The organism is Neobacillus sp. PS3-40, from assembly GCF_030915485.1.
Lineage (GTDB): Bacteria > Bacillota > Bacilli > Bacillales > Cytobacillaceae > JAUZPL01.
Map to the genome: position 1 here is coordinate 3,489,456 of NZ_CP133266.1, position 25,277 is coordinate 3,514,732.

Consider the following 25,277-nt stretch of genomic DNA (forward strand, 5'->3'; position numbering starts at 1 on the left):
AACATTCGTATGTTATAATTGCGTGAATCAGGAGGTGAAGCTAATGCTAAGTTTGTTGTTTATGACTAAAAAGAAAAAACGAACACTAGAAGAATCTGTATTGCTAATTCAAAAGGGCGATCATGATTTACAAAACGAAGTCATCAACTCATACAAACCGTTTATTGCAAAGAGTGTTTCAGCTGTCTGTAAACGATATATATATGAAACGGACGATGAGTTTAGCATTGGCCTTATCTCATTTAATGAAGCTATCGAAAAATACTCACCTGAACGAGGGAGCTCACTACTAAGTTTTGCGGATGTTTTAATTAAAAGAAGAGTAATTGATTATATCCGTAAACACTCTAAAAACCAGCATATTAGCTATGATTTATCGAGCGATTCACAAGAGGAAGAGTCATCAGGGACCATTATTGTTAATGAACTTTCCATGGACGATTATAAAAAAAAATCCGATGAGCAACAACGCAAAGATGAAATTATCCGGTTTCAGCAAATGTTAAAAATATATGATCTAAGTTTCAGTGATTTAGTGGAAAACTCTCCAAAGCATGCAGATGCAAGAAAAAGTGCTATTACAATTGCAAAAATTCTTTCTGAAGATGAAGAACTTAGAAGTTTATTAATAGAAAAAAAGCGACTGCCTATTAAGCAGCTTGAACAAATGGTGGAAGTCAGCAGAAAGACAATTGAGCGAAACCGTAAATACATTATAGCAATCGCTCTAATACTTTCAGGGGATTATATTTATATGAAGGATTATATAAAGGGGGTGCTTGAAACATGAAAAAAGGGATTTTAATCGAAATAAACGATGCTCATTTGACCCTATTAACCCCTAGTGGTGAATTTTTACATGCAAAAAACCTTAACCAATCCTATACGATTGGGGAAGAGCTGTTTTTTTATCCAATACAAGAACCCAAGAAAAACAGCACTTATATTCTTTCAAATTTATTCAGGATTAAACCACTGCCAGCATTCTTGGTTGCATTCCTGCTTTTTCTAGGTACGTTTATTCCGATGTATCAGACAAACAAAGCATATGCATATATGTCCATAGATGTTAATCCAAGTATTGAGCTTGGGGTAAATAAAAGCATGAAAGTAGTTAACCTAACTGCTTATAATCTTGACGGGAAAAAGATAATCTCTCACATTGATGATTGGAAAAAAGAGAAGGTTTCACAAGTAGCACATTCAATTCTAAATGAAATGAAGAAGCAGGGTTACCTTAAAGAAAATCATGTGATTATCATCTCAACTGTTCGTATTGAAAAAACAGAAAAACCTGTGGAAAAAAAGTTAACGGAAAGTATGAATGAGATTAAAGAAACCGTTAAAGAAAATCATCTTCAGCTAACTGTTTTAACTGGATCAGAAAAGGAAATGGAAAAAGCTCACCATTTAGGGATAACAACAGGAAAATATCAAGAAAATAAAATGCAAACATCACATAAGAATGAAAATTCTAAGGAACCTATTGAACAGGAAATAAACAAAAATGAAGTTACCAAGATGAATCAACCTGCAGAAATAATAAAAAAGCAGGAAAATAATCGTGATGTTCATGCTCCTTTCAAAAAAGAAAGCGAAAACAAAAATATTTCATATTATAAAAATAAAGTTGTTTCCTCGCCAAGGAAACAGGTTAAAGTGAAAACAGTGGAACAGAAGGAAACAGTAGAAGAGGATAGAAAATTAGAGGAAGAATGGGATAATGATAATAAAGTGTCCCACTCTGTTAATCATAGTTATATAAATAAACAATATAAAGCAAAATCAGACGAACATGATCAAGAAAAATATGATCAAGAAAAGTATAATCAGCACCATAACAAATAACAAAAAGAGGGAAGTCCAACAAATATGTTGGACTTCCTGCCATTTATATTGAATTATTTTTGTGAGTTTTGACCGGATAATTGTGCTTGAGCCTGTTGCACTAATCTTTTGGTAATTTCGCCGCCTACGGAGCCATTTGCACGCGAAACAGTGTCAGATCCTAATTGAACACCAAATTCCTGAGCAATTTCATATTTTACCTGATCCAAATATTGTTCGATTCCTGGTACTAATAGCTTATTACTGTTTCTTGACATACTAATTCAACTCCTTTATTTACAGAGATTTAATCTCTGTATTACTATTTTTAATTTAAGTTGCCAAATTCATGTATGGAAATGTTTTCGAATAATGGTCATTTTATGATGGCCCTTACAAATCAAAATAAAGAAAACTCGCCGATTGGCGAGTTTTCTTTATTAATTTTTAACGGCTTCTAATAAAAGGTCGACAATGTGAATACCTCTCATTGTTGATGCAAGTCCTTCTCTTTCGATTCCGAGTTTCATTTGTAATAAACATCCCGGGTTTGCAGTGACAACAGTGGAAGCTTGGGTATTTTTGGTTTGAACCATTTTATAATCCAGCATTTTCATTGAGTTTTCGGATTCAATAATATTGTAAATGCCGGCTGAACCACAGCAGCGGTCAGCATCATACATTTCCCTGTACTCCGTTCCTTTAATTGCTTTGAGTAAGGTTCGAGGAGCTGAGGCAGTTTTCATGACATTTTTAAGATGGCATGAATCTTGGTAGGTAATAATTTGAAATGGTAACTCGAGCCTAACTTTTTCATGGAATTTTACAGCAACAAGAATTTCTGAAATATCTTGTATTTTGTTTGAAAAGGCATGTGCTCGATCATTCCATTCTGGATCATCCTGAAACAAGTGACCATATTCTACTAAAAATGCTCCACAGCCACCAGCATTTGTAATAATGAAATCAACATTTAAATCTTCGAATGCCTTAATATTTCGTATGGCGAGATCCTTAGAGGATGTCTTTTCTCCATAGTGTCCATGAAGAGCTCCACAGCAAGTTTGGGTTTGTGGTATGACAATTTCACAGCCTGCAAGTTGAAGCAATTTCATTGTTGCATCATTTGTCTCAAGAAACATGCTATCCATTAAACATCCACTAAAAAATGCAACCCTTTTCGTTTGTTCACCAATTGCCGGAAGATAATCAGGGCGGTTTTTCAGTTGCTTTAAGGTTGCAACCTTAGGTAACACCTTTTCCATTGCTGTTAAAGAATCTGGCAGTAGGCCCAAAAAGCCAATTTTCCTTGCGATTGTTTGGATTCCAGATCGCTGGTAGAAGCCAATTAAACCAGTCAGATTTTTCATCCTATTTGGGTGAGGAAAAAGGCCTTCAAAAACAGCTTTTCGTACTATGCGTGTAGGTAGGGAATACTTCTTATTTTGACTAATAATATCTCGAGCTTCTTCTAGAAGTTCGCCATATTTCACACCTGAAGGACAAACTGCTTCACATGCTCTACAGCTAAGGCAAAGATCTAAGGAGCGTTCGAAATCCTCATCTGGCTCGATAAGACCATCAACAACAGCCTTCATCATGGCAATACGGCCTCTAGGTGAATGGGATTCTTTGAAGCCAGATTCAATATAAGTTGGACAAGCCGGTAAACAAAAACCGCATCTCATACAATTTAACAGTTCATCTTCATTCATTCTGGCTTTAAATTGATCTTGAATAGTTTTCTGTTCTTTCACTGTTGTCATTTTGTAATCACCACACGTTTTCTGGTTTGTTTTGCAAAAACTTTACCAGGATTCATAATATTATTAGGGTCAAATGATTGTTTGATTGCTTTCATCGCGGCAACGCCTTCCTTGCCGAGTTTCCATTCAAGGTAAGGGGCTTTCATGACACCAACACCATGTTCACCTGTAATGGTGCCACCAAACTCAATTGCCTTATCAAATATCTCTGCAAAAGCATTTTCAACCCGTTCCATTTCTTCATGGTTCCTAGCGTCGGTCGGACATGTAGGATGAAGGTTTCCATCTCCAGCATGACCAAAGGTACAAATTTCAAGCTTGTATTTTTTGGCAATGTCATTAATGGCATTAACCATTCTAGCAATTTCAGAACGTGGAACTGTTGCATCCTCTAGGATTGTTGTTGGTTTAAGTCGCGCAAGGGCAGATAAAGCAGTACGACGGGCTGTTCTAAGTGATTCTGCTTCTGCTTCTGTGGAAGCAACTTGTACCGACACTGCATTTTGTTCCTTACAGATTTTGATTATTTTTTCAATATCCCGTTCCACTACTTCTGGTGGACCATCCTGCTCAATTAAAAGAACAGCCTTTGCATCTGTTGGCAAGCCGATTTTGGCATGTGCTTCTACTACTTTTATGGTTGGTTGATCTAGAAATTCAAGTGTTATCGGAATAATTTTATTTGCAATAATTTTAGAAACAGTTTTTGCTGCTGACTCAAGATCTGAGTATAAAGCAAGCATAGTTTTTTTCGTTTCAGGCATTGGTAACAATTTCAAGGTTGCTTCAGTGATCACACCAAGAGTTCCTTCAGAACCTACCATAAGACGTGTCAAATCATACCCAGCAACGTCTTTTGCTAATTTGCCACCAGTTCGAATGATATCTCCGTTTGGAAGCACAACTTCAAGTCCAATGACATAGTCCCTTGTTACACCATATTTTAGTCCACGTAATCCACCAGCATTTTCACTTATATTTCCTGCTATTGTTGAGATTTTCATTGAGCCTGGATCAGGTGGATAAAATAGGCCTTTTGCTTCTACTGCTTTCATCAAATCAAGAGTAATAACTCCAGGTTGAACTGTTATCGTCAAATTTTCTTCATCAATCTCGAGAATTTTGTACATATGTTTTAATAGGAGGACAATTCCACCCTCTACTGGGCATGTACCACCACATAAATTAGTTCCGGAGCCACGGGGAACGATCGGAACGTTAAATTCATTACAGATTTTAAGGATCTTAGATATCTCTTCTGTATTTCTTGGACTGACAACAGCATCTGGCATAGCTTGAAGGTTTGGTGTTGAATCATATGAATAAACTAGCCGTTCCGTTTTTGAGTCTTCATAGTTTTCCTTTGTGACAATTGCAATAATTTTATCTTTTACAACATTCGAAAGCATTGCATTACCCCCTTTTAATGTATGCGCTTACACCTATTTCTCGATTCTAGCTTTAAATAAACTATATATCTAAGTATAAAAAAACAGGCATACTGCCTGCTATGTATAAATGTATGAAAATAGTATTGTTTATCCACTAATTTTTGTATGAACATCTAAAAAAAGAATAGCTAAGTACATAATCAACAAATCATGAATATTACCAGTGTTTAATTGTGTGTATTCATCAATTTTTTTTAAGCGATAATGGAGGGTATTGATATGAATGTGAAGTTGATCTGAAGTTTTCTTTAAGGAATGATTTTGCTTAAATAGCTCCTTTAACGTTGCTATTAACTCTTTATCTGTTAAGATTGGCCCGATTGTACGAGTGATAAAGTCATGTATGGTTTTTGGACTTAACTCGTCTAGAACCATTTCAAGTGTTAATTCCTCATCAAAAATAATCTTCATTTTTTGCTTCGAGACCTTTAATGCTCTTTCTGCCTGCCGATATGAACTCCGTATTTCTTTTGAATCTGCTGCTTGTCCTATTCCAACAAACGCCGAAAGCCCAAATTGGCCCCTTAGAAATGAAATAAAACCTTCAAGCTTTTTATTAATTGTTTCTTTGGTTGGGTTGTTTGAAAAATCTAAAAGGATGACAATCCGCTCGTTCCCCCACCTAACAACGATATCATTTGGATTAGGGCTAAACCATTTCACCATCGATGTCCAAGCGTCTCTAGAAATAATGTAGTCAAAGGACTCAAAGTCGATTATTGCTATTATTCTTCTAAGGTGTATGTTTATCTCTAATATTCTGGCTCTATTTATAATAGAATCGTCCCAATCCTTTGTTTGGATCCAGTCCATGACAAAGGTTTCCATTGCCCGAGATTGCCGATCAAATTGCTCAGCATAATAATTTTCGCTAATTAAAAGTTCGGTCATTTTACGGATGATCTCCCCAAAAGGGGTTACTCTTAAGGGCTCGCCAGTTATACCGATAACACCAATCACATTATTTTGAAAAAAAATAGGAAAGCTAATACCGGCTTTTACTCCTTTTAAATTTTGTTCTCCACCTTTTGTGATAATTAATTTACGTTTTTCCTTTGAGACAATTAGTGCCCCTTCGTGAAACATTCCTATCCGTGTCCGATCAGTACTCGCAATTATTGTTCCATCTGTGTTAACAACAATAATATCTTCGCCAATTAGCTTCCTAACCTCGTTAACAATTTTTTCGGCAAGCTTTGCTAAAAGCAATCTTAACAACTCCCATGGATTAATTGCTTTTATTATATACGATTCTAAATAGGTGCATATAAAAAAATCCGGGAATACCCCAGATTTTACAAAAATAGCTGAACCATTTTGCTTTTAATGCAAGTTCTTTTAAGAATTGTCTAGAGCAACACGAAATAAATTCTAATCAATCATTGTTCTGACCGACATCCTTTGTTGGGTGCATAAATGGAAATGACTGTGGGCTTCTTTTATTTTCTAAAAGTTCACGATTTTCGGTTGAATTCCAGCCAATATCATTTGTTGGATGTACCCAATCATCACCAGACATAATGGAAGGGTCAGTATCTTTTGTCCAATTTTCTAACGGGGAGTTTTTAGAAGCATACATGCTGTCACCAATTTTGACACCATATTTATTTATAAAGGGAGGTTCCATTTTTATACCTGTCCCTTTAAAGCTTGGTGCATTTATTTGATGTGGAAGAGTTTCATCTAAGCTTACATTTTCAATTTGCTGTTCTTCTTTGCTGTTCTTCACATTGATCACTCCTGTTTTTTCTTAGTTTCTGTCATTAAGGAAAATTTATTTTTGGAAAAACAAAGAAAATATCTGAGGGAATGATTGTTGAGTATTTGCAGGAAACTAAAGAAACGGAAGGAGGGGTAAAAATGGCGAAAAGAAAAGCACAATTTGATGCTGTTGAAAAGTATTCAAAAACACCAACGAAGAATCTTCAAGAAAGCGAATTTTCAGCTGAATTTAGTCATGGTGAAGCGCCTTCGAAAGGGGCAAACCGGAATTCAAAATTAGGGAAAAAGGGAAGATCTTAATGAAGGATTCAAAAAATCATGGATTTACTGAGGAAGAATTTAGTATCGAATTTGGGGATGTGAATGGGATAAAGCTATATGAACTTCCATTTATAACACAAAAGAACCAGAAAAAATCCCCTCCCATAAAGAAAAAATAAAGCCGGCTTATTTAAACCGGCTTTTCTTCTTTAAACGAAAACATAAGTGTTTTTTCCTTTGCTGCATCAAAGTATGCCACTAAGCAGGAAGGAGATCTTTCAACTATGCCTGTCTCTAAAAATAATTGTAAATCAAAGGAAAGCTCTTCAATCATCGTATGTTTATATAGCTCTTTTTCATCAAGCTGTAAGTTTACAAATGATTGACCAAGTATTAATGGTCGTTCGAGTAAAAGCTTATATAAAATACTTCTTTTTTTCTTATCAATGTTTGTTTCCCACCACGGTTTTCTAGGCTTGTATTTGTGGTTTTTAAAATAATCATATTTCATTAATCCACTAATAATTTCCCGATCTTTTATTGATTTTGCTTGCAAAAAGGCATCTAATCTCCGAAATAAATCTTCAAGCTGATGGCCAATTCTTGCCCAACCTTGTTTGTCCCAAAATGTCCCAAATTCCTGGAAAAAATCAAAGGGTGAAACAAATACCTTCGAAACTATATAATCGATTGTACGGTCCATGCGGTGATCGTTCCAATATTTTTCTAATACATCCTCTACTTGTTTAATCTTGATAACGTCAGTAAAAGAAAGAGTATTATTTGAAAGAATTTCGTAAGGGGAATAATCCATATATTCATAATCCCAATTAGCAGCCTGAAGTCTAAGGCCTGTTCCATGTAACATTTTGAGAAATCCTAATTGCACTTCTTCAGGTCTTAGCTTAAACACATCATCGAAGGTTTTGCGAAAAGAAGTGTAATCCTCTTCAGGAAGTCCAGCGATCAAATCTAAATGCTGTTCTATTTTTCCGCCTTTTTTTATCAAAGTTACTATTTTCGTTAGCTTTGAAAAATCTTGCTTTCGCTTTACGAGCTTGTTTGTATTGTCATTGGTAGATTGCACACCGATTTCAAAGCGGAAAAGTCCTTTTGGCGCATCTTGATTTAAGAATTCAATGACTTCTGGGCGCATAATATCTGCAGTAATTTCAAATTGGAAAACGGTTCCTGGAACATGCTCATCAATTAAGAACTGAAATATTTCCATAGCATAGCTTCGGCTGATATTAAATGTTCGGTCGAGAAATTTAATCGTTTTTGCGCCATTTGCCATTAAAAAACGGAGGTCATCCTTCACTTTTTCCCGATCAAAATACTGGACTCCCACTTCAATTGAGGACTGACAATAAAGACAAGTAAAAGGGCATCCACGACTTGTTTCAAAATAGGTGATCCGCTTACTTAAATGGGGGATGTCTTCTTCAAATCGGTATGGTGAAGGAATGCTTTTAATATCTAATTCATTTGATTGGGGATTGCTTACAACCTGCCCCTCATTTCGAAAAGTAATTCCGGGAATTGACTTGAAATCTCCATTTGCTTCAATTTCCGAAAGCAGCCGTTTAAAGGTGTACTCGCCGTCGCCTGAAACGATAAAATCAACCTCAGGAATTTTTTGCATCCACTCGGAGGTATCATAGGTAACTTCAGGGCCACCTAGCACAATCAAGAGTGATGGGTTTACCTTTTTCAAGTAACTAATAACTTTTATTGTTTCTTCTATATTCCATATATAGCAGCTAAATCCAATGACAGTAGGATTTTGCTGAAATAAATCAGAAACAATATTAAATACTGGATCTTTGAGGGTATATTCTTTAATTAGAACTTCAAATTCCGGGGATACATATGCCTTTAACAGCCGAATTGCAAGGTTTGTATGAATATACTTTGCATTTAGAGTTGAACAAATTACGTTCATTCAAAAATCTCCTTTAAATAAAATGAGAATAATATCTAATTATAGATTATTTTTGTAAATAAAAATATGTAGCAATAATAGTAAAGGTCATATCTCAGGTGAGATATGACCTTTACTTCCAAAATTTCTTTTTAAGGAATCATGAAAGATAGTACATTATTTTGTAAGAAAACGATGATTCCAATTATAATGACAAGGAAAATACTATGTTTAATAGTGAATCGGAATAACTCTGATTCTTTTCCTGCAAGTCCAACAGCTGCACAGGCAACGGCAATGGATTGAGGTGAAATCATTTTTCCTGTAACCCCACCTGAGGAGTTTGCAGCGAGTGCTAACACTGGATTCATTCCAATTGAAGTAGCAGTGACCTTTTGTAAACTTGCAAATAATAGGTTTGCTGATGTATCTGATCCTGTAATGAATACCCCGATCCATCCGAGGAATGGTGAGAAGAATGGGAAAAGTGACCCTGTTTTGGCTAGTGTCATTCCAAGAGTCGTGCTCATTCCAGCTGCGTTTGTAACATATGCAAAGCCAACTACAGAAGCAATTGTTAGGATAGGGAACTTTAATTCACTTAGTGTTTCACTAAAAGTGACAACCCAATTTTTCCAGGAAATTGCTACGATGAATTTTGTAATTATAGCTGCTATTAAAATTGCAGTACCAGCAGCGGCAAATATTTCAAGTTTGTAGACGGCAGGTATTGGTATTCCTGCAGCATTCGCAATTTTATTATTTAGCAGTGGTACTGAAGGGTGAAAAGATAATGCCAGACCAATTGAATTAATAAATTTTAATAGTGCATTAGTACCTAGATAAGTCCCTGATAAAGCAAGCTTAACTGTTGGAATTCCCCAAATGGAAATGGTACCTGTTAAAACAAGAAATGGTGACCAAGCTTTAAAAATTTGTCCACCAGTATAATGCTCCTTAATCTTTACGATCTTTTTGGTAGTTGTAGTTGCAGCAAGTTCTTGTTCAGCTTTAAAACGAAAAATATTTTTTGGTTTCCAAAATTTCAAGAAGACAGCAAGAGCAACTAAGGAAACAAGTGATGATAAAATATCAGGGAGTTCAGGTCCTAAGTAGTTGGATGTTAAAAATTGTGTAACAGCAAATGATATACCGGAAACAAGGATTGCTGGTATTACTTCCAATGTTCTCTTCCAGCCAGCCATTATTAATACTAGATAGAATGGAATAAATACCGATAGGAATGGAAGTTGACGTCCAATCATTTTAGAGATTTCTTTTGCAGCTATTCCAGTTGGACCTTCCATAGCAATAACTGGAATACCGATAGCACCGAAGGCAACTGGAGCAGTATTTGCAATTAGGCAAAGTCCTGCTGCATATAGCGGATTAAATCCTAAACCTACAAGTAATGCAGCGGAAATTGCTACTGGTGCACCAAACCCTGCTGCCCCTTCAAGGAATGCTCCGAACGAAAACGCTACCAATAGTGCTTGCAAGCGACGGTCTTCTGTAATGGATAGTACAGAATGACGAATAATATTGAATTGCCCAGTTTTTACTGTAAGTTTGTATAAGAATACTGATGCAATAATAATCCAACCAATTGGCACAATACCATAAACGGCGCCTTGAGTGGCAGACATAATGGCCATTCCTACAGGCATTTTGTAGGCAATGACAGCAATAATTAAAGCGATGATAAGTGTAGATAGACCAGCAATGTGGCCCTTCATGCGCTTAATAGCTAATGCCCAGAAAAAATAGACTACTGGTATTAGTGCAACGATTGCAGTTAGGCCAAGATTCCCGCCTACTGCTGTAAAATTTTGAGTGAACAATAGATTACCCCCCACATATTTAAAAATCATAATTCTGGTTTCGTCCCCCGACTAGTAGCTTGTAGATCCCCCTCTCAATCAAGTAATCGCTTTCATCTAATAACAAGGTCATCTGATGACAAGATGTTGCTTGTCGTTAAAAAAATTATATTTACCATTTCGAAAAAACACAAGACAATTATTTGATTTTTTGATTAATATCTTTTCAGGAAGAATTATTTTCTATTAATTTACTCGCGATAAATTGATATTTTTCAAGTTAGATATCAACGAGTAAAACCATAATTGTTTTGTGTGACAATTGTGAGCTTATTGATGATGTTTTTCTAGAATTTATTAAGATAGAACAATTCCGATAACTGAAAAAACCATGTATAATAAATGGCGGGAAATATATTATTTAAAATGTGATGTTTAGTAGGGGATGACAAATGATCTACAAAAAAATAAAACCAAAAAAAATATACGAAGAAGTGGCTGAAACGATATATGAAATGATCCGAACCGGGGAACTAAAACCGGGGCAAAAGTTAGACTCTGTTCAGCAACTCGCAAGTAATTTTCAAGTTGGGCGTTCTGCTATAAGGGAAGCTCTAACCGCTTTAAGTGCAATGGGGTTAGTTGAAATGCGCCAGGGAGAAGGTACATATATACAAGAATTTGAGACGGATCAAATTACATTTCCATTATCTACAGCCATTTTAATGAATAAGAAAGATGTTGTTAATCTTTTAGAAGTCAGAAAAATAATCGAAGTTGGTTCTGCTAAAGTAGCCGCACGAAAACGTTCTGATCTTCAACTTGCAGTTATTGAGAAAGCTTTAGATATGATGAAGAATGCTCCCAATGAAGAAATAGGGGAAGAAGCTGATTTACAATTCCATTTAGCCATTGCTGAGGCGGCACAAAACCCTTTACTCTTTAGTTTAATGAATCATGTTTCAGGGTTAATGGAAGTAACTTTGAAAGAGACGCGAAGAGTTTGGGTTTATTCCAAGCAAACAACTGTAGAACAATTATATAATGAGCATCTTGCTATTTATGAAGCGATAAAAGATCAGAATGACGAAATGGCGAGTCATTTTATGCTTGTTCACCTTCAAAATATTGAAGCAATACTAGAAAAATATTTTCAACAAACAAATATAAAAAAATAAGGATTGAAAAAGTGTTTAGACTGCGATTATTTTAAGTCTGCACTTTTTTTTAGTGAAAAAAATATTTTGAAACCCCTTTCTAAGAGAAGTATATTTATGTATATTGTATTTAATAGTCAATTAAACTATTTTTACCAATGTCGTCAGATGACCGGTTGATCAGTTTAAAATATTCCGGATGAATTTAAAATCTGACTTGAAAGGGATGAAAGTATGAAAGTAACTCTTTTTGCAACTTGTTTGGTGGATATGTTTCAAAGTAACGTAGGAAAAGCCACAGTCGAATTACTAGAGCATCTTGGATGTGAAATTGAATTCCCTGAATCGCAAACATGCTGCGGTCAACCATCCTATAATAGTGGTTATGTAAAAGAAACAAAAGAAGCTATGAAGAGGATGATCGAAACATTTAAAGATGCTGAGTATATTGTTTCCCCTTCTGGATCTTGTGCTTACATGTTTCAAGAGTATCCACATGTCTTTAAAGGTGACCCTGTTTGGGAGCCAAAAGCAAAAGAGCTGGCTGAAAAGACCTATGAATTAACGCAATTTATTGTTGAAGTTCTAAAAGTAGAAGATGTTGGAGCAACTTTTGAAGGCCGAGTAACTTATCATACATCCTGCCATATGACCAGATTATTAGGTGTGAAAGAACCTCCAATAACTCTTTTGAAAAATGTAAAGGGGCTTCATTTGACTGATCTTCCCGGAAAAGAGCAATGCTGTGGATTTGGTGGGACGTTTTCAGTTAAGATGGCACAAATATCGGAGCAGATGGTGGATGAAAAAGTAAGACATGTAGAAGAAACGGGTGCAGAATATTTAATAGGTGCCGATGCTGGATGCTTAATGAATATCGGTGGACGGATCGGACGACAAGGTAAGCCAATTAAGGTCCTCCATATTGCTGAAGTGTTAAATAGCCGCAAGAGTGAAATTTTTTAATATTTTCCATTTTAAATGATGGGGGTCTCCCCCTAATTGGATAATTTAATAAAAAAGAACTTAAACTAATAGATAGCGGTTTCGGAGTCGCTGACCCAATTAGATTGTTTTTGTCAAAATCATCGGATAACCAGTTGAATAGAAAAATTAAAATTGGCTGACAAAAATATTATGATCTGATTGGAGAGAAAATAACCATGAAAGTAACTCTTTTTGCAACATGCCTAGTGGATATGTTTAGGAGTAATGTAGGAAAAGCCACTGTTGAATTGTTAGAACATCTTGGCTGTGAAATTGATTTTCCAGAATCACAAACCTGCTGTGGACAACCAGCCTATAACAGTGGATATGTAAAAGACTCAAAAGAAGCTATGAGACGGATGATCGATACCTTTATCGATGCTGAATACGTTGTTTCGCCATCTGGATCTTGCGCATTCATGGTACATGAATACCAAGAAGTTTTTAAAGGTGACCCAATTTGGGAACCTAAAGCAAAAAAACTTGCAGAGAAAACGTACGAGTTAACTCAGTTTATTGTTGAAGTATTGAAAGTGGAAGATGTTGGAGCTACATTCGAAGGAAATGTAACTTATCATACATCCTGTCATATGACAAGATTACTAGGTGTGAAAGAACCACCAATTAAACTTTTGAAAAATGTAAAGGGCTTACATTTTACAGAATTGCCTGGAAAAGAACAATGCTGTGGTTTTGGAGGTACTTTTTCTGTAAAAATGGCTCAAATTTCGGAGCAAATGGTCGATGAAAAGGTGTTTCACGTAGAAGAAACAGGTGCGGATTATCTGATTGGGGCAGATGAAGGCTGTTTAATGAACATCGGGGGACGAATTCAACGTAAAGGAATACCTATTAAAGTTCTACATATTGCAGAAGTTTTAAATAGGCGTTAATTGGAATTTATATCTTTATATTGATAGGCAAAAGTTATTTAATGAATTCTTTTTGAATGGAGGGGTAATACGTATGGCAATGAAAATAGGTACTGAAAAATTTAAAGAGCGTGTTGGCAGCGGCATTCAGGATGACTTCATGCGCGGTGCAGTTGCTAGTGCACAGGACGGCATGGGGGTAAAAAGGCGCAATGCAACAGAGGAGCTTGGGAACTGGGAAGATTGGCGTTCACATGGAGAAGAAATTCGCCAGCATGTTCTTGAACATTTAGATTATTATTTGGAGCAATTAAGTGAAAATGTGTCAAAACGTGGTGGGCATGTGTTTTTTGCTAAGACAGCAGAAGATGCGAATGAGTATGTACGTAGCGTTGTTAAAAAGAAAAACGCTAAAAAGATTGTTAAAGCAAAATCTATGGTGACGGAAGAAATTAGTTTAAATGCATGTTTAGAACAGGAAAACTGTGAAGTAATTGAAACAGACCTTGGGGAATATATACTCCAAATTGATGATCATGACCCACCATCGCACATCGTTGTTCCAGCTTTACATAAAAATAAAGAACAAATCCGTGATGTTTTTGCCAAAAAATTAGGATACACAAAGACATCAAAACCAGAAGAACTTGCATGGCACGCCCGTGAGATGCTTCGTAAGGAATATTTAACAGCTGATATAGGAATTACAGGCTGTAATTTTGCTGTAGCAGAAACAGGTTCCTTCGCACTCGTCACGAATGAAGGAAATGCTGACTTAGTAACAGCATTGCCGAAAACACAAATTACGGTAATGGGCATGGAAAGACTCGTGCCTACATTTGAAGAAATGGAAGTCCTTGTCAGTATGTTAACAAGGAGTGCTGTTGGACAAAAACTAACGAGTTATATTACCGTCCTAACTGGTGCTAGGGAAGAGCACGAAGTTGATGGACCAGAGGAATTCCACCTTGTTATTGTTGATAATGGCAGATCAAAAATTCTTGGCGGAGAATTTCAGTCTATTTTGCAGTGTATACGATGTGCTGCTTGTATAAATGTTTGTCCAGTGTATCGTCATATTGGCGGTCATTCATATGGATCTATCTACTCAGGGCCTGTAGGAGTCGTACTTTCTCCATTACTAGGAGGATATGATGAATATAAAGAACTTCCATACGCATCAACCCTTTGTGGTGCGTGTACAGAGGTTTGTCCAGTTAAAATACCATTGCACAACCTTATTCATAAGCACCGTACCGTTATTGTTGAAAAAGAAGGAAAAGCACCAGTTCCTGAAAAATTACTAATGAAGGCCTTTGGTTTAGGCGCTGCATCACCTATGTTGTATAAGTTAGGCTCAAAGATAGCACCGACAGCAATGAACCCGTTCACAGTTGGTGAAAAAATTTCAAACGGTCCTGGTCCAATGAAAGCTTGGACGGAAAGTCGGGAATTTCCAGCTCCAAACAAAGAGAGGTTTAGAGACTGGTTTAAAAACCGTGAAAAAGGAGGTAAGAATTGATGACTGGTGTAATTCAAAATCGCGAAGAATTTTTAAATCAAATTGCTAGCCAACTTGGTCGTCCACGGCTAAAAAGTCCCATTGAAAGACCAAAGTGGAAATTTCAGCCACAACATGAGGTATTGAAAAATACTTCTCTTGATGAATTAGTAGAAGTACTAAAAGAACAGTGTGAAAAAATCCATACAAATCTTCATATAACTGACAAGTTGGGCTTAAATGCTACCCTTAATAAAATCGTTGCAGATTACGGTGGCGGACCAATTGTTACCTGGAAAGATGAACGGTTTGCCCAGTGGGGACTAGACTCTCTATTTAAAAAGGAATGGCCAGAGCAAAAAATGGATGTCTACGAATGGGACTATACATTGGGTGAAGAAAATATCCTAAAAGCTGAATTGGCGAATGTTGGGATCACTATTAGTGAAATCACCTTAGCTGAATCTGGCACAGTAGTCCTGTTCAGTGATAAAAATAAGGGAAGATCAGTTAGCTTCTTACCAGCAACATATATAGCTCTTATCCCAAAAAGTACAATTGTACCGAGGATAACGCAAGCTGCGCAGAAAATGCGGGAATTCCATCAAGATGGAAAAGAAGTTGCTTCCTGTATTAATTTTATTACCGGCCCAAGTAATTCAGCTGATATTGAATTAAATCTTGTAGTTGGTGTTCACGGTCCAGTAAAAGCTTCCTATATTATAATAGAAGATTTATAAAAAAGGGGTCTACTTCATTATTATGAGGTAGGCCCTTTATTTGCTAATTATCATTTTAAAACTTAGTTGTTTGCTTAATTCAATCTATCTTTATAGGAAAGTGAGTTATATTAATCAAAAAACATGTTATTTAACAGCATTTTACAATCTGTTATATAACATGTTTTGACCTGTTGTATAATTGAAATACTACCTTGAAGTCATGTATATAAAAGGTTTTTGTGAAATAAAATAATGTGTTATAGAAAAAATTTCGGAATGTTTAACATTTGTCACTGCTGAATATTTAAAGTTCACATACAATAACTATGGAAAGGTTATTTAATAACTATTTAACTACTTAACTACTATTAGTTTGCTGAAATATAGGGAGGGATAATATGTCAATTTTACCTAAGAAAAATGACCTTGGATTTTTTGAGATTCGTCTTGAATCTATCGGTGGTTTAGGAGCTAATTTGGCTGGAAAAATGCTTGCAGAAGCAGGTGTTTTAGGACTTGGATTAAATGGAATGAACTTTTCTTCATACGGTTCAGAGAAAAAAGGATCACCAGTAAAAAGTTTTATCCGCTATTGTGAACCAGGTGTTGAAATTAGAGACCATAGCCCAATTGAGCAACCTCACGTTGTTGGTGTATTCCATGAAGCACTTTATAAAACGGTTGATGTTGTAAGCGGTTTAAACGCTGATGGAATCGTTCTTGTAAATACTACTAGAGAATTTGATGAAGTCAAAAAGGATTTGAAATTGGAATACGGAACAGTTGCAATCGTTGATGCACTTACCATCGCTGTTGAAGAAAAAACGAAAGTTAATACAGCTATGCTTGGTGCTTTATACCGTATTTGTGATTTCTTAGATCCAGATGAAATGAGAAATGTTATTCGAAAAACATTTGAAAAGAAATATCCACATTTTGTTGAACCTAATATTCGTACATTTAACAGAGGGTATGATGAAGTTCAATTTAAAGTATATGAAGTTCCAGAAGGAGCTGTAGGCAAAAGCTTTTCTCGCCCAGTTCCACGCTTAGGTTATTTAACACAAGATATTGGTGGAGCTATGATAGCTCAAGGAAATAGTATCTTAAAAGATCTTAGTGGTTCAAGACAAGGATTCCTTCCACAATTTGAGGAAGAAAAATGTATTAACTGTGCGGCTTGTGATAACGTATGTCCAGACTTCTGTTTTGTTTGGGAAGCGGGCGAAGATAAACGTGGTAAAAAACAAATGTTCCTTAAGGGAATTGATTATCAATATTGCAAAGGCTGTTTGAAATGTGTCGAAGCTTGTCCAACAGACGCACTAAGCGATCTTCGTGAAATGATCGGATATGCTGATGATAATCGTGTGAAGCAAAACTTTCCTTATGTAACAGGAGGGACTTTATAATGTCAATTTTAGAAGATAAATTAACTATAAAAAATGCAGCTGAACAAATTTCTACATTTGAATCTGGAAATGAAATGGCTGCAATGGCTGCAGCACAAATCAATTATCATGTAATGGGGTATTTCCCAATCACTCCATCAACTGAAGTTGCACAATTTTTAGATCAAATGAAGACACGTGGAGAACATGACATTAAACTGATTGCTGCTGATGGTGAACATGGTGCTGCAGGTATTTGTTATGGTGCTTCAGTAACTGGTGCAAGGGTTTTTAATGCAACAAGTGCGAACGGCTTCTTATATATGATTGAGCAAATGCCTGTACAATCAGGAACTCGTTACCCTATGGTAATGAATCTAGTAACACGTGCAGTAAGTGGTCCACTTGATATCAGGGGAGATCACTCTGATCTATACTACGGTCTGAATATTGGATGGGTTATCTTAACTGCAAGTACTCCACAAGCAGTTTATGACATGAATATCATGGCATTAAAAATTGCGGAGCATTCAAAGGTTCGTCTCCCAGTTATTGTTGCATATGATGGATTCTTTACATCTCATCAAAAGCGCCGTGTAAATTACTTTAAAGATCGCAAAGTCGTTCAACAATTTGTAGGGGAATGCCCAACAGATTACAATTTTGCTAGAGATCCAAAAAATCCTGTTACAATTGGTGCCCACATGAATGGCGACCAACTCATGAACAACCACTATCAACAATCCGAAGCATTATATGCTGCTGGAGAGGTTTATAAAGAGGTTGCCGCAGAATATGCGAAATTATCTGGCAGAGATTATTCTGTTCTTGATTTATATAAAATGGAAGATGCAGAAGTTGCTTTATTCCTACTAAACTCTGCAGCTGAGAATGCTAAGGACGTAGTTGATAAGCTTCGCGAAAAAGGAATTAAAGCGGGTGTAATCAGTCCAAACGTTATTCGTCCATTCCCTTCGAAAGAAATTGCAGAAGCTCTTAAGAATGTGAAATCGTTACTTATTGGTGAGCGTGCTGACTCTTATGGTGCTAATGGTCCTAACTTAACCCATGAAGTTAAATCTGCTCTTCAATCTGCAGGAAATGCTGAAACGATTGTGTTAAGCAGAGTATTTGGCCTTGGCGGAAAAGATTTCTATTCAACAGATGCAGAGGCATTCTATAATTTAACATTGGATGCTATGGAAAAAGGCTATGCTGAAAAACCATTCGATTATTATGGAATTGTTCCTGGCGATCCTGAAAAAGCACTTAAGCCAGTTATTACACCACAACATGGTGATGCATTTAAAACAGGCTTAATTAAAGTTGATATGGACCCTGATACAAATAAATTAAAAGTAAAAATTCCACCATTACGTGATCTTACAACAAAACCAAAACGTATTTCCTCAGGCCACGGCGCATGCCCTGGATGCGGAATTTTTGGGGGACTTGAATTATTCTTCAAAGGAATCGAAGGCGATATCGTTGTTCTTTTCCAAACAGGTTGTGCATATGTAACAACAACTGCATATCCACACAGCTCACATAAACAAACCATGATGCATAACTTGTTCCAAAATGGTGCCGCAACATTATCTGGCACTTTAGAAGCTTTCCTTGAATTGAAGCGTCGCGGGGAAGTACAAGTGGATGAGGATGCAACATATGTAATGATTACTGGCGATGGCGGTATGGACATTGGTATGGGTTCTGCAATCGGTACTGCACTTCGTGGTCATAAATTGATTATGCTTGAGTATGATAATGAAGGTTACATGAATACAGGTTCACAAATGTCTTATTCAACGCCATTTGGACATATGACAAGTACAACAGGTGTTGGTAAAGCTCAAAAAGGTAAAGCATATCATCATAAGGATACGCCACAAATTATGGCTTCAACCAATATCCCTTATGTATTCACTGGTTCAGAAGCATTCCCACAAGATTTAGTGAAAAAGGGTGCAAAAGCACAGTGGTATGCTCAAAATGTTGGAACTGTTTACGGAAAGATCTTAATTACTTGTCCGCTTAACTGGAAATCTGATGACCGTTACGGAACAGTGATCTTAGAGAAAGCTGTTAACTCTTGCTTCTTCCCACTATATGAAGTGGAGCAAGGACAAACAACAATCACTTATAATCCTGAAGAGAAAGACAATCGTGTCCCTGTTTCGGATTGGTTTAAATATATGGGCAAAACAAAGCATCTTTTAAAAGAAGAAAACAAGCCTTTGCTTGAAGAATTTGAAGCAGAAGTAGAAAAAAGATGGCTACGCCTAAAAGCTAAAAACGGCCACCCAATGTTATAAACTATAGTGAAAAAGCAAAGCACTTTTTGGTGCTTTGCTTTTCAGATTGTCGAGAAAGGTTATTCTTCTCGGCAATTTTTTATTTTGTCTTAATCTAAATTACCGATTTTTATTCATTTATTGTCTCTGGCTAACTGGCCTGTTGATTTCCTTTTCCGGGCAACTCAGGTAAATAAAGTAGAAGAATCCGAAAACATCCTATATTAATATAAAAAAGAATGGGTATTCTCTTAATATTTCAAAAACGCTACCATAAACGACTTGCATACCAGTTTTCGGTATATCAATCGGAAAGGTGGTGGTTTTTTTATCTAATCGCCAGACTAACATTCGATTTAGACTCAGGAATCAAGGAAATTTAAATCACGAATCTTTTTGAAGAAACACTGAATATCCAAGCCTTTAAATCCCTCTATTTAGGGGCTTTCGCAAATATTGTTGTTATTAGCTCCCTTTTTTGCCGATCACGGGCACGATTAAGACCTATCTATTACAGATAACCTACTTTGATTCCATTAAACGGTTAAAAAAAGAGTCCTTCGGAATCATTGGTGGTCTATGATTCCCTAAGACAGCAAAAAATGAGGCCTAGGGGAATCATTCGTAGTATTTCTACCTGAGTTGATTGGAGCGGAGGGCACTTGACTCCTGCGGGAATAGAGGGAATGGGAGACCCCACAGGCGGTATGCCGAGGAGGCTCCCATCCCTCCGCGCGGAAAGCAAGTGCCCGGAGCGGAAATCAACGGCAAAGTTATGGTCTAAATACAACCATTTATTCGAAAAAAGTCTTAAAAAAACGATTTTAATTTTACATTATTAAAAGCATTAAGGGTCTCAACTTTCCCGCTGCTCCTGCTGGAGATTTATATGGCATTTCTGAACTGTCTAGCTCAAGCAACTTAAGCCCCCTGAGGACACTTCCAGAAAAGTGCGCTAACAAAGCATTGGTTTCCGATTGCTCAAGCAATCAGAGAGCCCTCACATGGCTCAAAGTGCCTGATGGTTTTACATCAGTGCTAGCTGATATTCTCCTTGAACAGGTTCACATTATGGTTGTACCGGGAATTGATTTTGGTGCATTTTTTGTGTGCCATTTTTGCACCTTCTGTAACTTTACGAAAATTGTCAAAAAATAGACGAAATTACAGAATGATAGTGTCGAAAAGAAGAGAAAATGTATTCTTTTGTCTACTTTTGCAAAAGTATTTACTTTTTTAGAAATTACTGTAATAATACTCCGAGTATTAGTGTTGATCATAATGATTTACAGTAAAGGATACAAATTAGGGAGGCTTAGTAGATTGTGTAAGTATGTAAAAAGCCATGATGAGATAATGTTAGAGGAAATTCGTGCTAAAAGGAAAAATATGATAGATTGTGCCAATATATGCGGCATCTCAAGTGAAGAAACTATTCGATTTAGTCAAGAACTTGATAAATTGATTTTTACATATCAATGCAGACCATTTGAAGAGAAGAGAATGACTTTAATTAAATGTTCATGATATTGCCAAAAGTACTAGTAAGGTATGCCAAAGGAATTAGTATTTATATTACCTTGCTAAATGTACTTTTTTAATAAATTTACAGAAAACTAAATAAGATCTCATATTTATATTGAAAATATCTGTGAGTTTTATCATTGTCTATATCTTCATATTTTATATAGTTATATTAATAGATTATTAATCTTAAAAAATAATCACATGATCTATGTCTTCAAAGAATAGCTCCCTAGAATCTGCACATGGTTTCAATATCATTTATTTTGTGCTTACCCAAAACATCAAAGAAATTTCAAAACTAATTAGAAACTAAAGAAATGCCAATTGTTGAGAGCATGCATGAAAGGAGCTAAGAAACGGTATTTTTTGTACTATGCTAGTATTGCAATACATATATTGTAATATCTGCATATTTTAAAAAATATGGAAGCAAACGCTTTCATGGAATTTAGCTTTATTGAAGGAGGGAAAATTCTATATGCATATTGTCGTATGTGTCAAGCAGGTACCAGATACAAAAATTATTAAAATCAATCCAAAAACAAACACACTCGACCGCAAAAGCGCTCCAGCCATTTTAAATCCTTTCGATGCACATGCTGTCCAGGAGGCTGTGAAAATTAAACGATTAACGGGTGGTACGATAACTGTTTTATCGATGGGGCCTCCCCAAGCTACAGAGGTTATCAAAGAAAGTGTCGAAATTGGTGCCGATCGAGGCTATTTAATTTCTGACCGTGCATTTGCAGGGGCAGATACTCTTGCAACAAGCTATGCATTATCAAAAGCTATGGAAAAAATCGGGAAAGAACTTCCTGTAGATATGGTTATTTGCGGAAAGCATGCAATTGATGGGGACACTGGGCAGGTAGGAGCTGGTCTTGCAAGACGTCTTGATATGCCACCTGTCTCAAACGTTCTTGAAGTATCCGAAGTAAACACGAAAGAAAATACAGTTTTATTAAAAAGAAAATTGACAAGTGGTTATGAGCTTGTACAAGCTAATTTACCATGTTTACTAACAGTAGAGAAGGAAATTAACGAGGTTGAATATTCTGCGCTTCCTAACATGATAAAAGCTGCGAAATATAAGCCTATTGTTTGGACTGTAGACGATTTGATCAATGTAGATCGAACTCAACTTGGACTAAAAGGATCACCTACGGTAGTAGGAAAAAGCTTTACGCCTCCAAAACCAGAGGGTGGCCAGAAATTGCATGGTTCTTCTAATGATCAGGTTAAACAATTAATGGAAGTATTAAAAGATAAAAAGAATCTATTGTTCCAATCTTCGAATTAAAGATACTTTTGCTGTAAGGAGGGGTTAGGATGAATGTAGAGGAATCTAAAGGAGTTTGGGTTTTCATTGAACAAAATGATAGCAAGATAGAAGGAGTTTCTCTTGAACTACTAGGTGCAGGAAGACAGCTTGCAGATAAACTTCAAGTTCCATTAGCTGGAATGCTCATCGGAGATGGAATTAAATCACTTTCTAGTCAGGTAATTGCTTATGGGGCTGATGAAGTTTATTTAGTTGATCACCCTGTATTGAAGAATTATCGGACAGAGTCCTATATGAAGAGTGCGTTTCAATTAATTAATAAATTCAAGCCGGAAATTTTATTGTATGGTGCTACCTCGAATGGTAAGGATTTAGCAAGTGCGCTTGCAACGGACCTCCAAACTGGGTTGACTGCAGATACAACTCACTTGGATATTGACCTAGAGAATCGTTTTCTAGAAGCAAGCCGTCCAGCATTTGGCGGAAATATTATGGCAACTATTCTTTGTAAAAAACAGCGCCCACAAATGGCGACAGTTAGACCAAAGGTAATGAAGGCACTTGAGCCAGATTCAAGCCGTCAAGGAAAAATCATCGAAGATACTGTTGAACTAAAAGAATCAGATATGCGTACAAAAGTACTTAAAATTGTGAATGATGTCACAAATAAAGCAAACCTGGCAGACGCCCATGTAATAGTTTGTGGCGGAAAAGGGATGGGGACAGAAGATAATTTCCAATTACTGCATCAACTAGCTGATACGATTGGGGCTACGGTTGGTGGTACACGTGATGTTGTTGAAGCAGGTTGGCTTCCACATCATCTTCAAATTGGGCAAACTGGTGAGACCGTTTCTCCAAAAATCTATTTCGCAGTAGCGTTATCTGGAGCCATTCAGCATACTGTTGGAATGATACACTCCGATCTAATTATTGCAATAAATAAAGATCCAAATGCAGCCATTTTTGATTCTGCACATTATGGACTAGTCGGAGATGCAATGGAAATTGTTCCTATGTTAATTGAACAATTTAAGCAAATCCGAAATGAAAAAGGCGGTGAAATAAGCTATGTCTGAAAAATTTGACGTCATCGTAGTTGGTGCAGGACCGGCTGGGTCCGCAGCAGCACTTGTATGTGCGAGAAATGGTTTAAATACATTGCTTATTGAACGTGGAGAATATCCTGGTAGTAAGAACGTTATGGGCGGGGTTTTGTTCAGCAAAGAATTAAGGGAATTGGTTCCTGAATTTTGGAAAGAAGCTCCTCTAGAACGTCCGGTTGTTGATCACAGGTACATGGTATTGGGTAAAGAATCAGCTGTTAATATTGGTTATAAGGGCATGGAATGGGGAGAAGAGCCTTACAATGCTTTTGTCGTACAGAGAGCTAAATTTGACCAGTGGTTTGCCCAAAAAGCAGTTCAAGCTGGAGCATTGCTTATCAATAAAACGGTGGTAACAGAATGTATCGTTGATAAAGGCAAGGTAGTTGGAGTTCGTACAGACCGTCCTGATGGAGATCTTTATGCTGATGTTGTCGTATTAGCAGATGGAGTAAATTCCTTATTAGCTCAACAGCTTGGTTTTCGAAAAGAACACAAGCCAGGAGACGTTGCATTATGTGTAATGGAATGTATTAATTTACCAAAAGAAAAAGTAAACGACCGATTTAATGTTAAAGATAATCAAGGTGTAGCAATTGAAATTTTTGGTGAAGCAACAAAAGGAAACTTTGGCGCAGGTTTTCTTTATACCACTAACGATGGTATAAATATCGGGGTTGGAACTACGGTTGCTGCTATGGTTAAAGATAAACTAAAACCATATGATTTATTGGATGAATTAAAATCTCATCCAGCTATAAAGCCTTTAATTGAAGGCGGAGAATCCGCTGAGTACCTTGCCCACCTCATCCCTGAAGGGGGATACCGTTCGGTACAAAAAGTAGTTGGAAATGGTGCGGTTGTAGTTGGAGATGCTGCATCACTTGTCAATGCCATCAATGGTGAGGGTTCGAATATGGCAATGCATTCAGGACAATTAGCAGCAAAAGCGATTGTTCAGGCGAAAAAACGTGGAGACTTTAGTGAAGCTGGCTTAAGCAGTTATCGTGACGCCCTTCATGATAGTTTCATCATGAAAGATTTAGAGAAATACAAAGATGCACCACATACATTAGAATCTAATCCACAATATTTCAAAGAATATATTCCACTGGTGACCAAAGCAGTAGGTAAATACTTTACAGTTGACGGTACAACTCAACGCGATAAACAAAAACAAATTATTAAGAGTTTTACAGAAGGAAAAGGAACTTTCAAGGTCCTTACAGATATTTATCGTGTGTGGAAGGCGGTGAAATAAATGTCAGTTACTACTCTTGAGGAAAAACAATATCTTTTAAGATTTAAGTGCGATAAAAAATCACACTTGACCATACTTAATCATGATGTTTGTGCGACTCAATGTCCTGATAAACTTTGTACACTTTTCTGCCCAGGTGAAGTTTATAAATGGGAAGGAAACCGGATGCAGGTTGGCTATGAAGGCTGTCATGAATGTGGAAGCTGCCGAATCGGTTGCCCAACAGAAAATATTAAATGGGAATATCCAAAAGGTGGTCACGGAATTATATTCCGACTTGCATAGAAAAAAAGTGCTGTTTACTCAAATGAGCTGACAGCACTTTTTAGTTTTATATTTTAAAAGAGATGAGAAAATTAAAACATTCACCTCGGGACTGGGTGAATGCTTTAGTTTTTTATAAGGA

The 25,277-nt window shown here is 36.5% G+C and carries 23 protein-coding genes; 16 read left to right on the forward strand and 7 right to left on the reverse strand.

Going from position 1 to position 25,277, the window contains the following annotated elements; all coding sequences use genetic code 11:
• Positions 1-34: 34 nt before the first annotated feature.
• Positions 35-790 (forward strand): RNA polymerase sigma factor SigI, encoded by a 756-nt coding sequence (gene sigI / locus RCG20_RS17040; protein ID WP_308181299.1) that lies wholly within the window; start codon positions 35-37, stop codon positions 788-790.
• Entirely contained in the window at positions 787-1,848 is a 1,062-nt protein-coding gene (locus RCG20_RS17045) for an anti-sigma-I factor RsgI family protein (protein ID WP_308181300.1), read from the forward strand. Before sigI ends, RCG20_RS17045 begins: the two co-directional genes overlap by 4 nt.
• A 53-nt stretch (positions 1,849-1,901) precedes the next feature.
• On the opposite strand, the gene RCG20_RS17050 is transcribed toward RCG20_RS17045, so the two are convergent.
• The 5 genes from RCG20_RS17050 to RCG20_RS17070 form a co-directional block, all read right to left on the reverse strand.
• Positions 1,902-2,105: an alpha/beta-type small acid-soluble spore protein gene (locus RCG20_RS17050; protein ID WP_308181301.1), complete on the reverse strand. Its 204-nt coding sequence runs from the start codon at positions 2,103-2,105 to the stop codon at positions 1,902-1,904.
• 162 nt (positions 2,106-2,267) lie between these two features.
• A complete protein-coding gene (locus tag RCG20_RS17055; RefSeq protein WP_308181302.1) occupies positions 2,268-3,593 on the reverse strand; it encodes a (Fe-S)-binding protein in 1,326 nt (441 codons plus the stop codon).
• Positions 3,590-5,002, reverse strand: coding sequence for a glycolate oxidase subunit GlcD (gene glcD, locus RCG20_RS17060; RefSeq protein ID WP_308181303.1), 1,413 nt, complete (start codon positions 5,000-5,002; stop codon positions 3,590-3,592). The genes RCG20_RS17055 and glcD overlap by 4 nt, the downstream gene beginning before the upstream one ends.
• 129 nt (positions 5,003-5,131) lie before the next feature.
• Positions 5,132-6,253: a CdaR family transcriptional regulator gene (locus tag RCG20_RS17065; RefSeq protein WP_308181304.1), complete on the reverse strand. Its 1,122-nt coding sequence runs from the start codon at positions 6,251-6,253 to the stop codon at positions 5,132-5,134.
• A 166-nt stretch (positions 6,254-6,419) separates the two neighbouring features.
• Entirely contained in the window at positions 6,420-6,773 is a 354-nt protein-coding gene (locus RCG20_RS17070) for a DUF3905 domain-containing protein (RefSeq protein ID WP_308181305.1), read from the reverse strand.
• A gap of 131 nt (positions 6,774-6,904) precedes the next feature.
• Between RCG20_RS17070 and RCG20_RS17075 the strand changes: the two genes are divergently transcribed.
• Together RCG20_RS17075 and RCG20_RS17080 are read left to right on the forward strand one after the other, a co-directional pair.
• The gene (locus RCG20_RS17075; protein ID WP_308181306.1) at positions 6,905-7,066 is read left to right on the forward strand and encodes a hypothetical protein; all 162 of its coding nucleotides are present in this window, start codon (positions 6,905-6,907) and stop codon (positions 7,064-7,066) included.
• The gene (locus RCG20_RS17080; protein WP_308181307.1) at positions 7,066-7,206 is read left to right on the forward strand and encodes a hypothetical protein; all 141 of its coding nucleotides are present in this window, start codon (positions 7,066-7,068) and stop codon (positions 7,204-7,206) included. Before RCG20_RS17075 ends, RCG20_RS17080 begins: the two co-directional genes overlap by 1 nt.
• Before the next feature lie 11 nt (positions 7,207-7,217).
• Here the strand turns inward: RCG20_RS17080 and RCG20_RS17085 are convergent, their stop codons facing one another.
• Positions 7,218-8,972: a B12-binding domain-containing radical SAM protein gene (locus tag RCG20_RS17085; RefSeq protein WP_308181308.1), complete on the reverse strand. Its 1,755-nt coding sequence runs from the start codon at positions 8,970-8,972 to the stop codon at positions 7,218-7,220.
• A gap of 131 nt (positions 8,973-9,103) precedes the next feature.
• Complete coding sequence (locus RCG20_RS17090; protein WP_308181309.1) at positions 9,104-10,822, reverse strand: L-lactate permease; 1,719 nt, start codon at positions 10,820-10,822, stop codon at positions 9,104-9,106.
• Positions 10,823-11,223: 401 nt separating this feature from the next.
• On the opposite strand from RCG20_RS17090, the gene RCG20_RS17095 reads away from it, so the two are divergent.
• From RCG20_RS17095 to RCG20_RS17150, 12 genes are all read left to right on the forward strand, one after another.
• The gene (locus RCG20_RS17095) at positions 11,224-11,949 is read left to right on the forward strand and encodes a FadR/GntR family transcriptional regulator (RefSeq protein WP_308181310.1); all 726 of its coding nucleotides are present in this window, start codon (positions 11,224-11,226) and stop codon (positions 11,947-11,949) included.
• A gap of 213 nt (positions 11,950-12,162) precedes the next feature.
• Entirely contained in the window at positions 12,163-12,894 is a 732-nt protein-coding gene (locus tag RCG20_RS17100; protein ID WP_308181311.1) for a (Fe-S)-binding protein, read from the forward strand.
• Between the two features lie 197 nt (positions 12,895-13,091).
• Positions 13,092-13,808: a (Fe-S)-binding protein gene (locus tag RCG20_RS17105; RefSeq protein WP_308181312.1), complete on the forward strand. Its 717-nt coding sequence runs from the start codon at positions 13,092-13,094 to the stop codon at positions 13,806-13,808.
• Between the two features lie 73 nt (positions 13,809-13,881).
• Positions 13,882-15,309, forward strand: a complete 1,428-nt coding sequence (locus RCG20_RS17110; protein ID WP_308181313.1) for a LutB/LldF family L-lactate oxidation iron-sulfur protein — start codon at positions 13,882-13,884, stop codon at positions 15,307-15,309.
• Positions 15,306-16,028, forward strand: a complete 723-nt coding sequence (locus RCG20_RS17115) for a LutC/YkgG family protein (protein WP_308181314.1) — start codon at positions 15,306-15,308, stop codon at positions 16,026-16,028. Before RCG20_RS17110 ends, RCG20_RS17115 begins: the two co-directional genes overlap by 4 nt.
• 380 nt (positions 16,029-16,408) lie before the next feature.
• Positions 16,409-17,422, forward strand: a complete 1,014-nt coding sequence (locus RCG20_RS17120; protein ID WP_308181315.1) for a 2-oxoacid:acceptor oxidoreductase family protein — start codon at positions 16,409-16,411, stop codon at positions 17,420-17,422.
• The gene (locus RCG20_RS17125) at positions 17,422-19,716 is read left to right on the forward strand and encodes a thiamine pyrophosphate-dependent enzyme (RefSeq protein ID WP_308181317.1); all 2,295 of its coding nucleotides are present in this window, start codon (positions 17,422-17,424) and stop codon (positions 19,714-19,716) included. The genes RCG20_RS17120 and RCG20_RS17125 overlap by 1 nt, the downstream gene beginning before the upstream one ends.
• 1,302 nt (positions 19,717-21,018) lie before the next feature.
• Entirely contained in the window at positions 21,019-21,222 is a 204-nt protein-coding gene (locus RCG20_RS17130; protein WP_308181318.1) for an aspartyl-phosphate phosphatase Spo0E family protein, read from the forward strand.
• A 478-nt stretch (positions 21,223-21,700) separates the two neighbouring features.
• The gene (locus tag RCG20_RS17135) at positions 21,701-22,522 is read left to right on the forward strand and encodes an electron transfer flavoprotein subunit beta/FixA family protein (protein ID WP_308181319.1); all 822 of its coding nucleotides are present in this window, start codon (positions 21,701-21,703) and stop codon (positions 22,520-22,522) included.
• A gap of 29 nt (positions 22,523-22,551) precedes the next feature.
• Complete coding sequence (locus RCG20_RS17140) at positions 22,552-23,583, forward strand: electron transfer flavoprotein subunit alpha/FixB family protein (RefSeq protein ID WP_308181320.1); 1,032 nt, start codon at positions 22,552-22,554, stop codon at positions 23,581-23,583.
• The gene (locus tag RCG20_RS17145; RefSeq protein WP_308181321.1) at positions 23,576-24,871 is read left to right on the forward strand and encodes an FAD-dependent oxidoreductase; all 1,296 of its coding nucleotides are present in this window, start codon (positions 23,576-23,578) and stop codon (positions 24,869-24,871) included. Before RCG20_RS17140 ends, RCG20_RS17145 begins: the two co-directional genes overlap by 8 nt.
• On the forward strand, positions 24,872-25,156 hold the full coding sequence (locus RCG20_RS17150; RefSeq protein WP_308181322.1) for a ferredoxin family protein: 285 nt from the start codon (positions 24,872-24,874) through the stop codon (positions 25,154-25,156).
• Positions 25,157-25,277 lie beyond the last annotated feature (121 nt).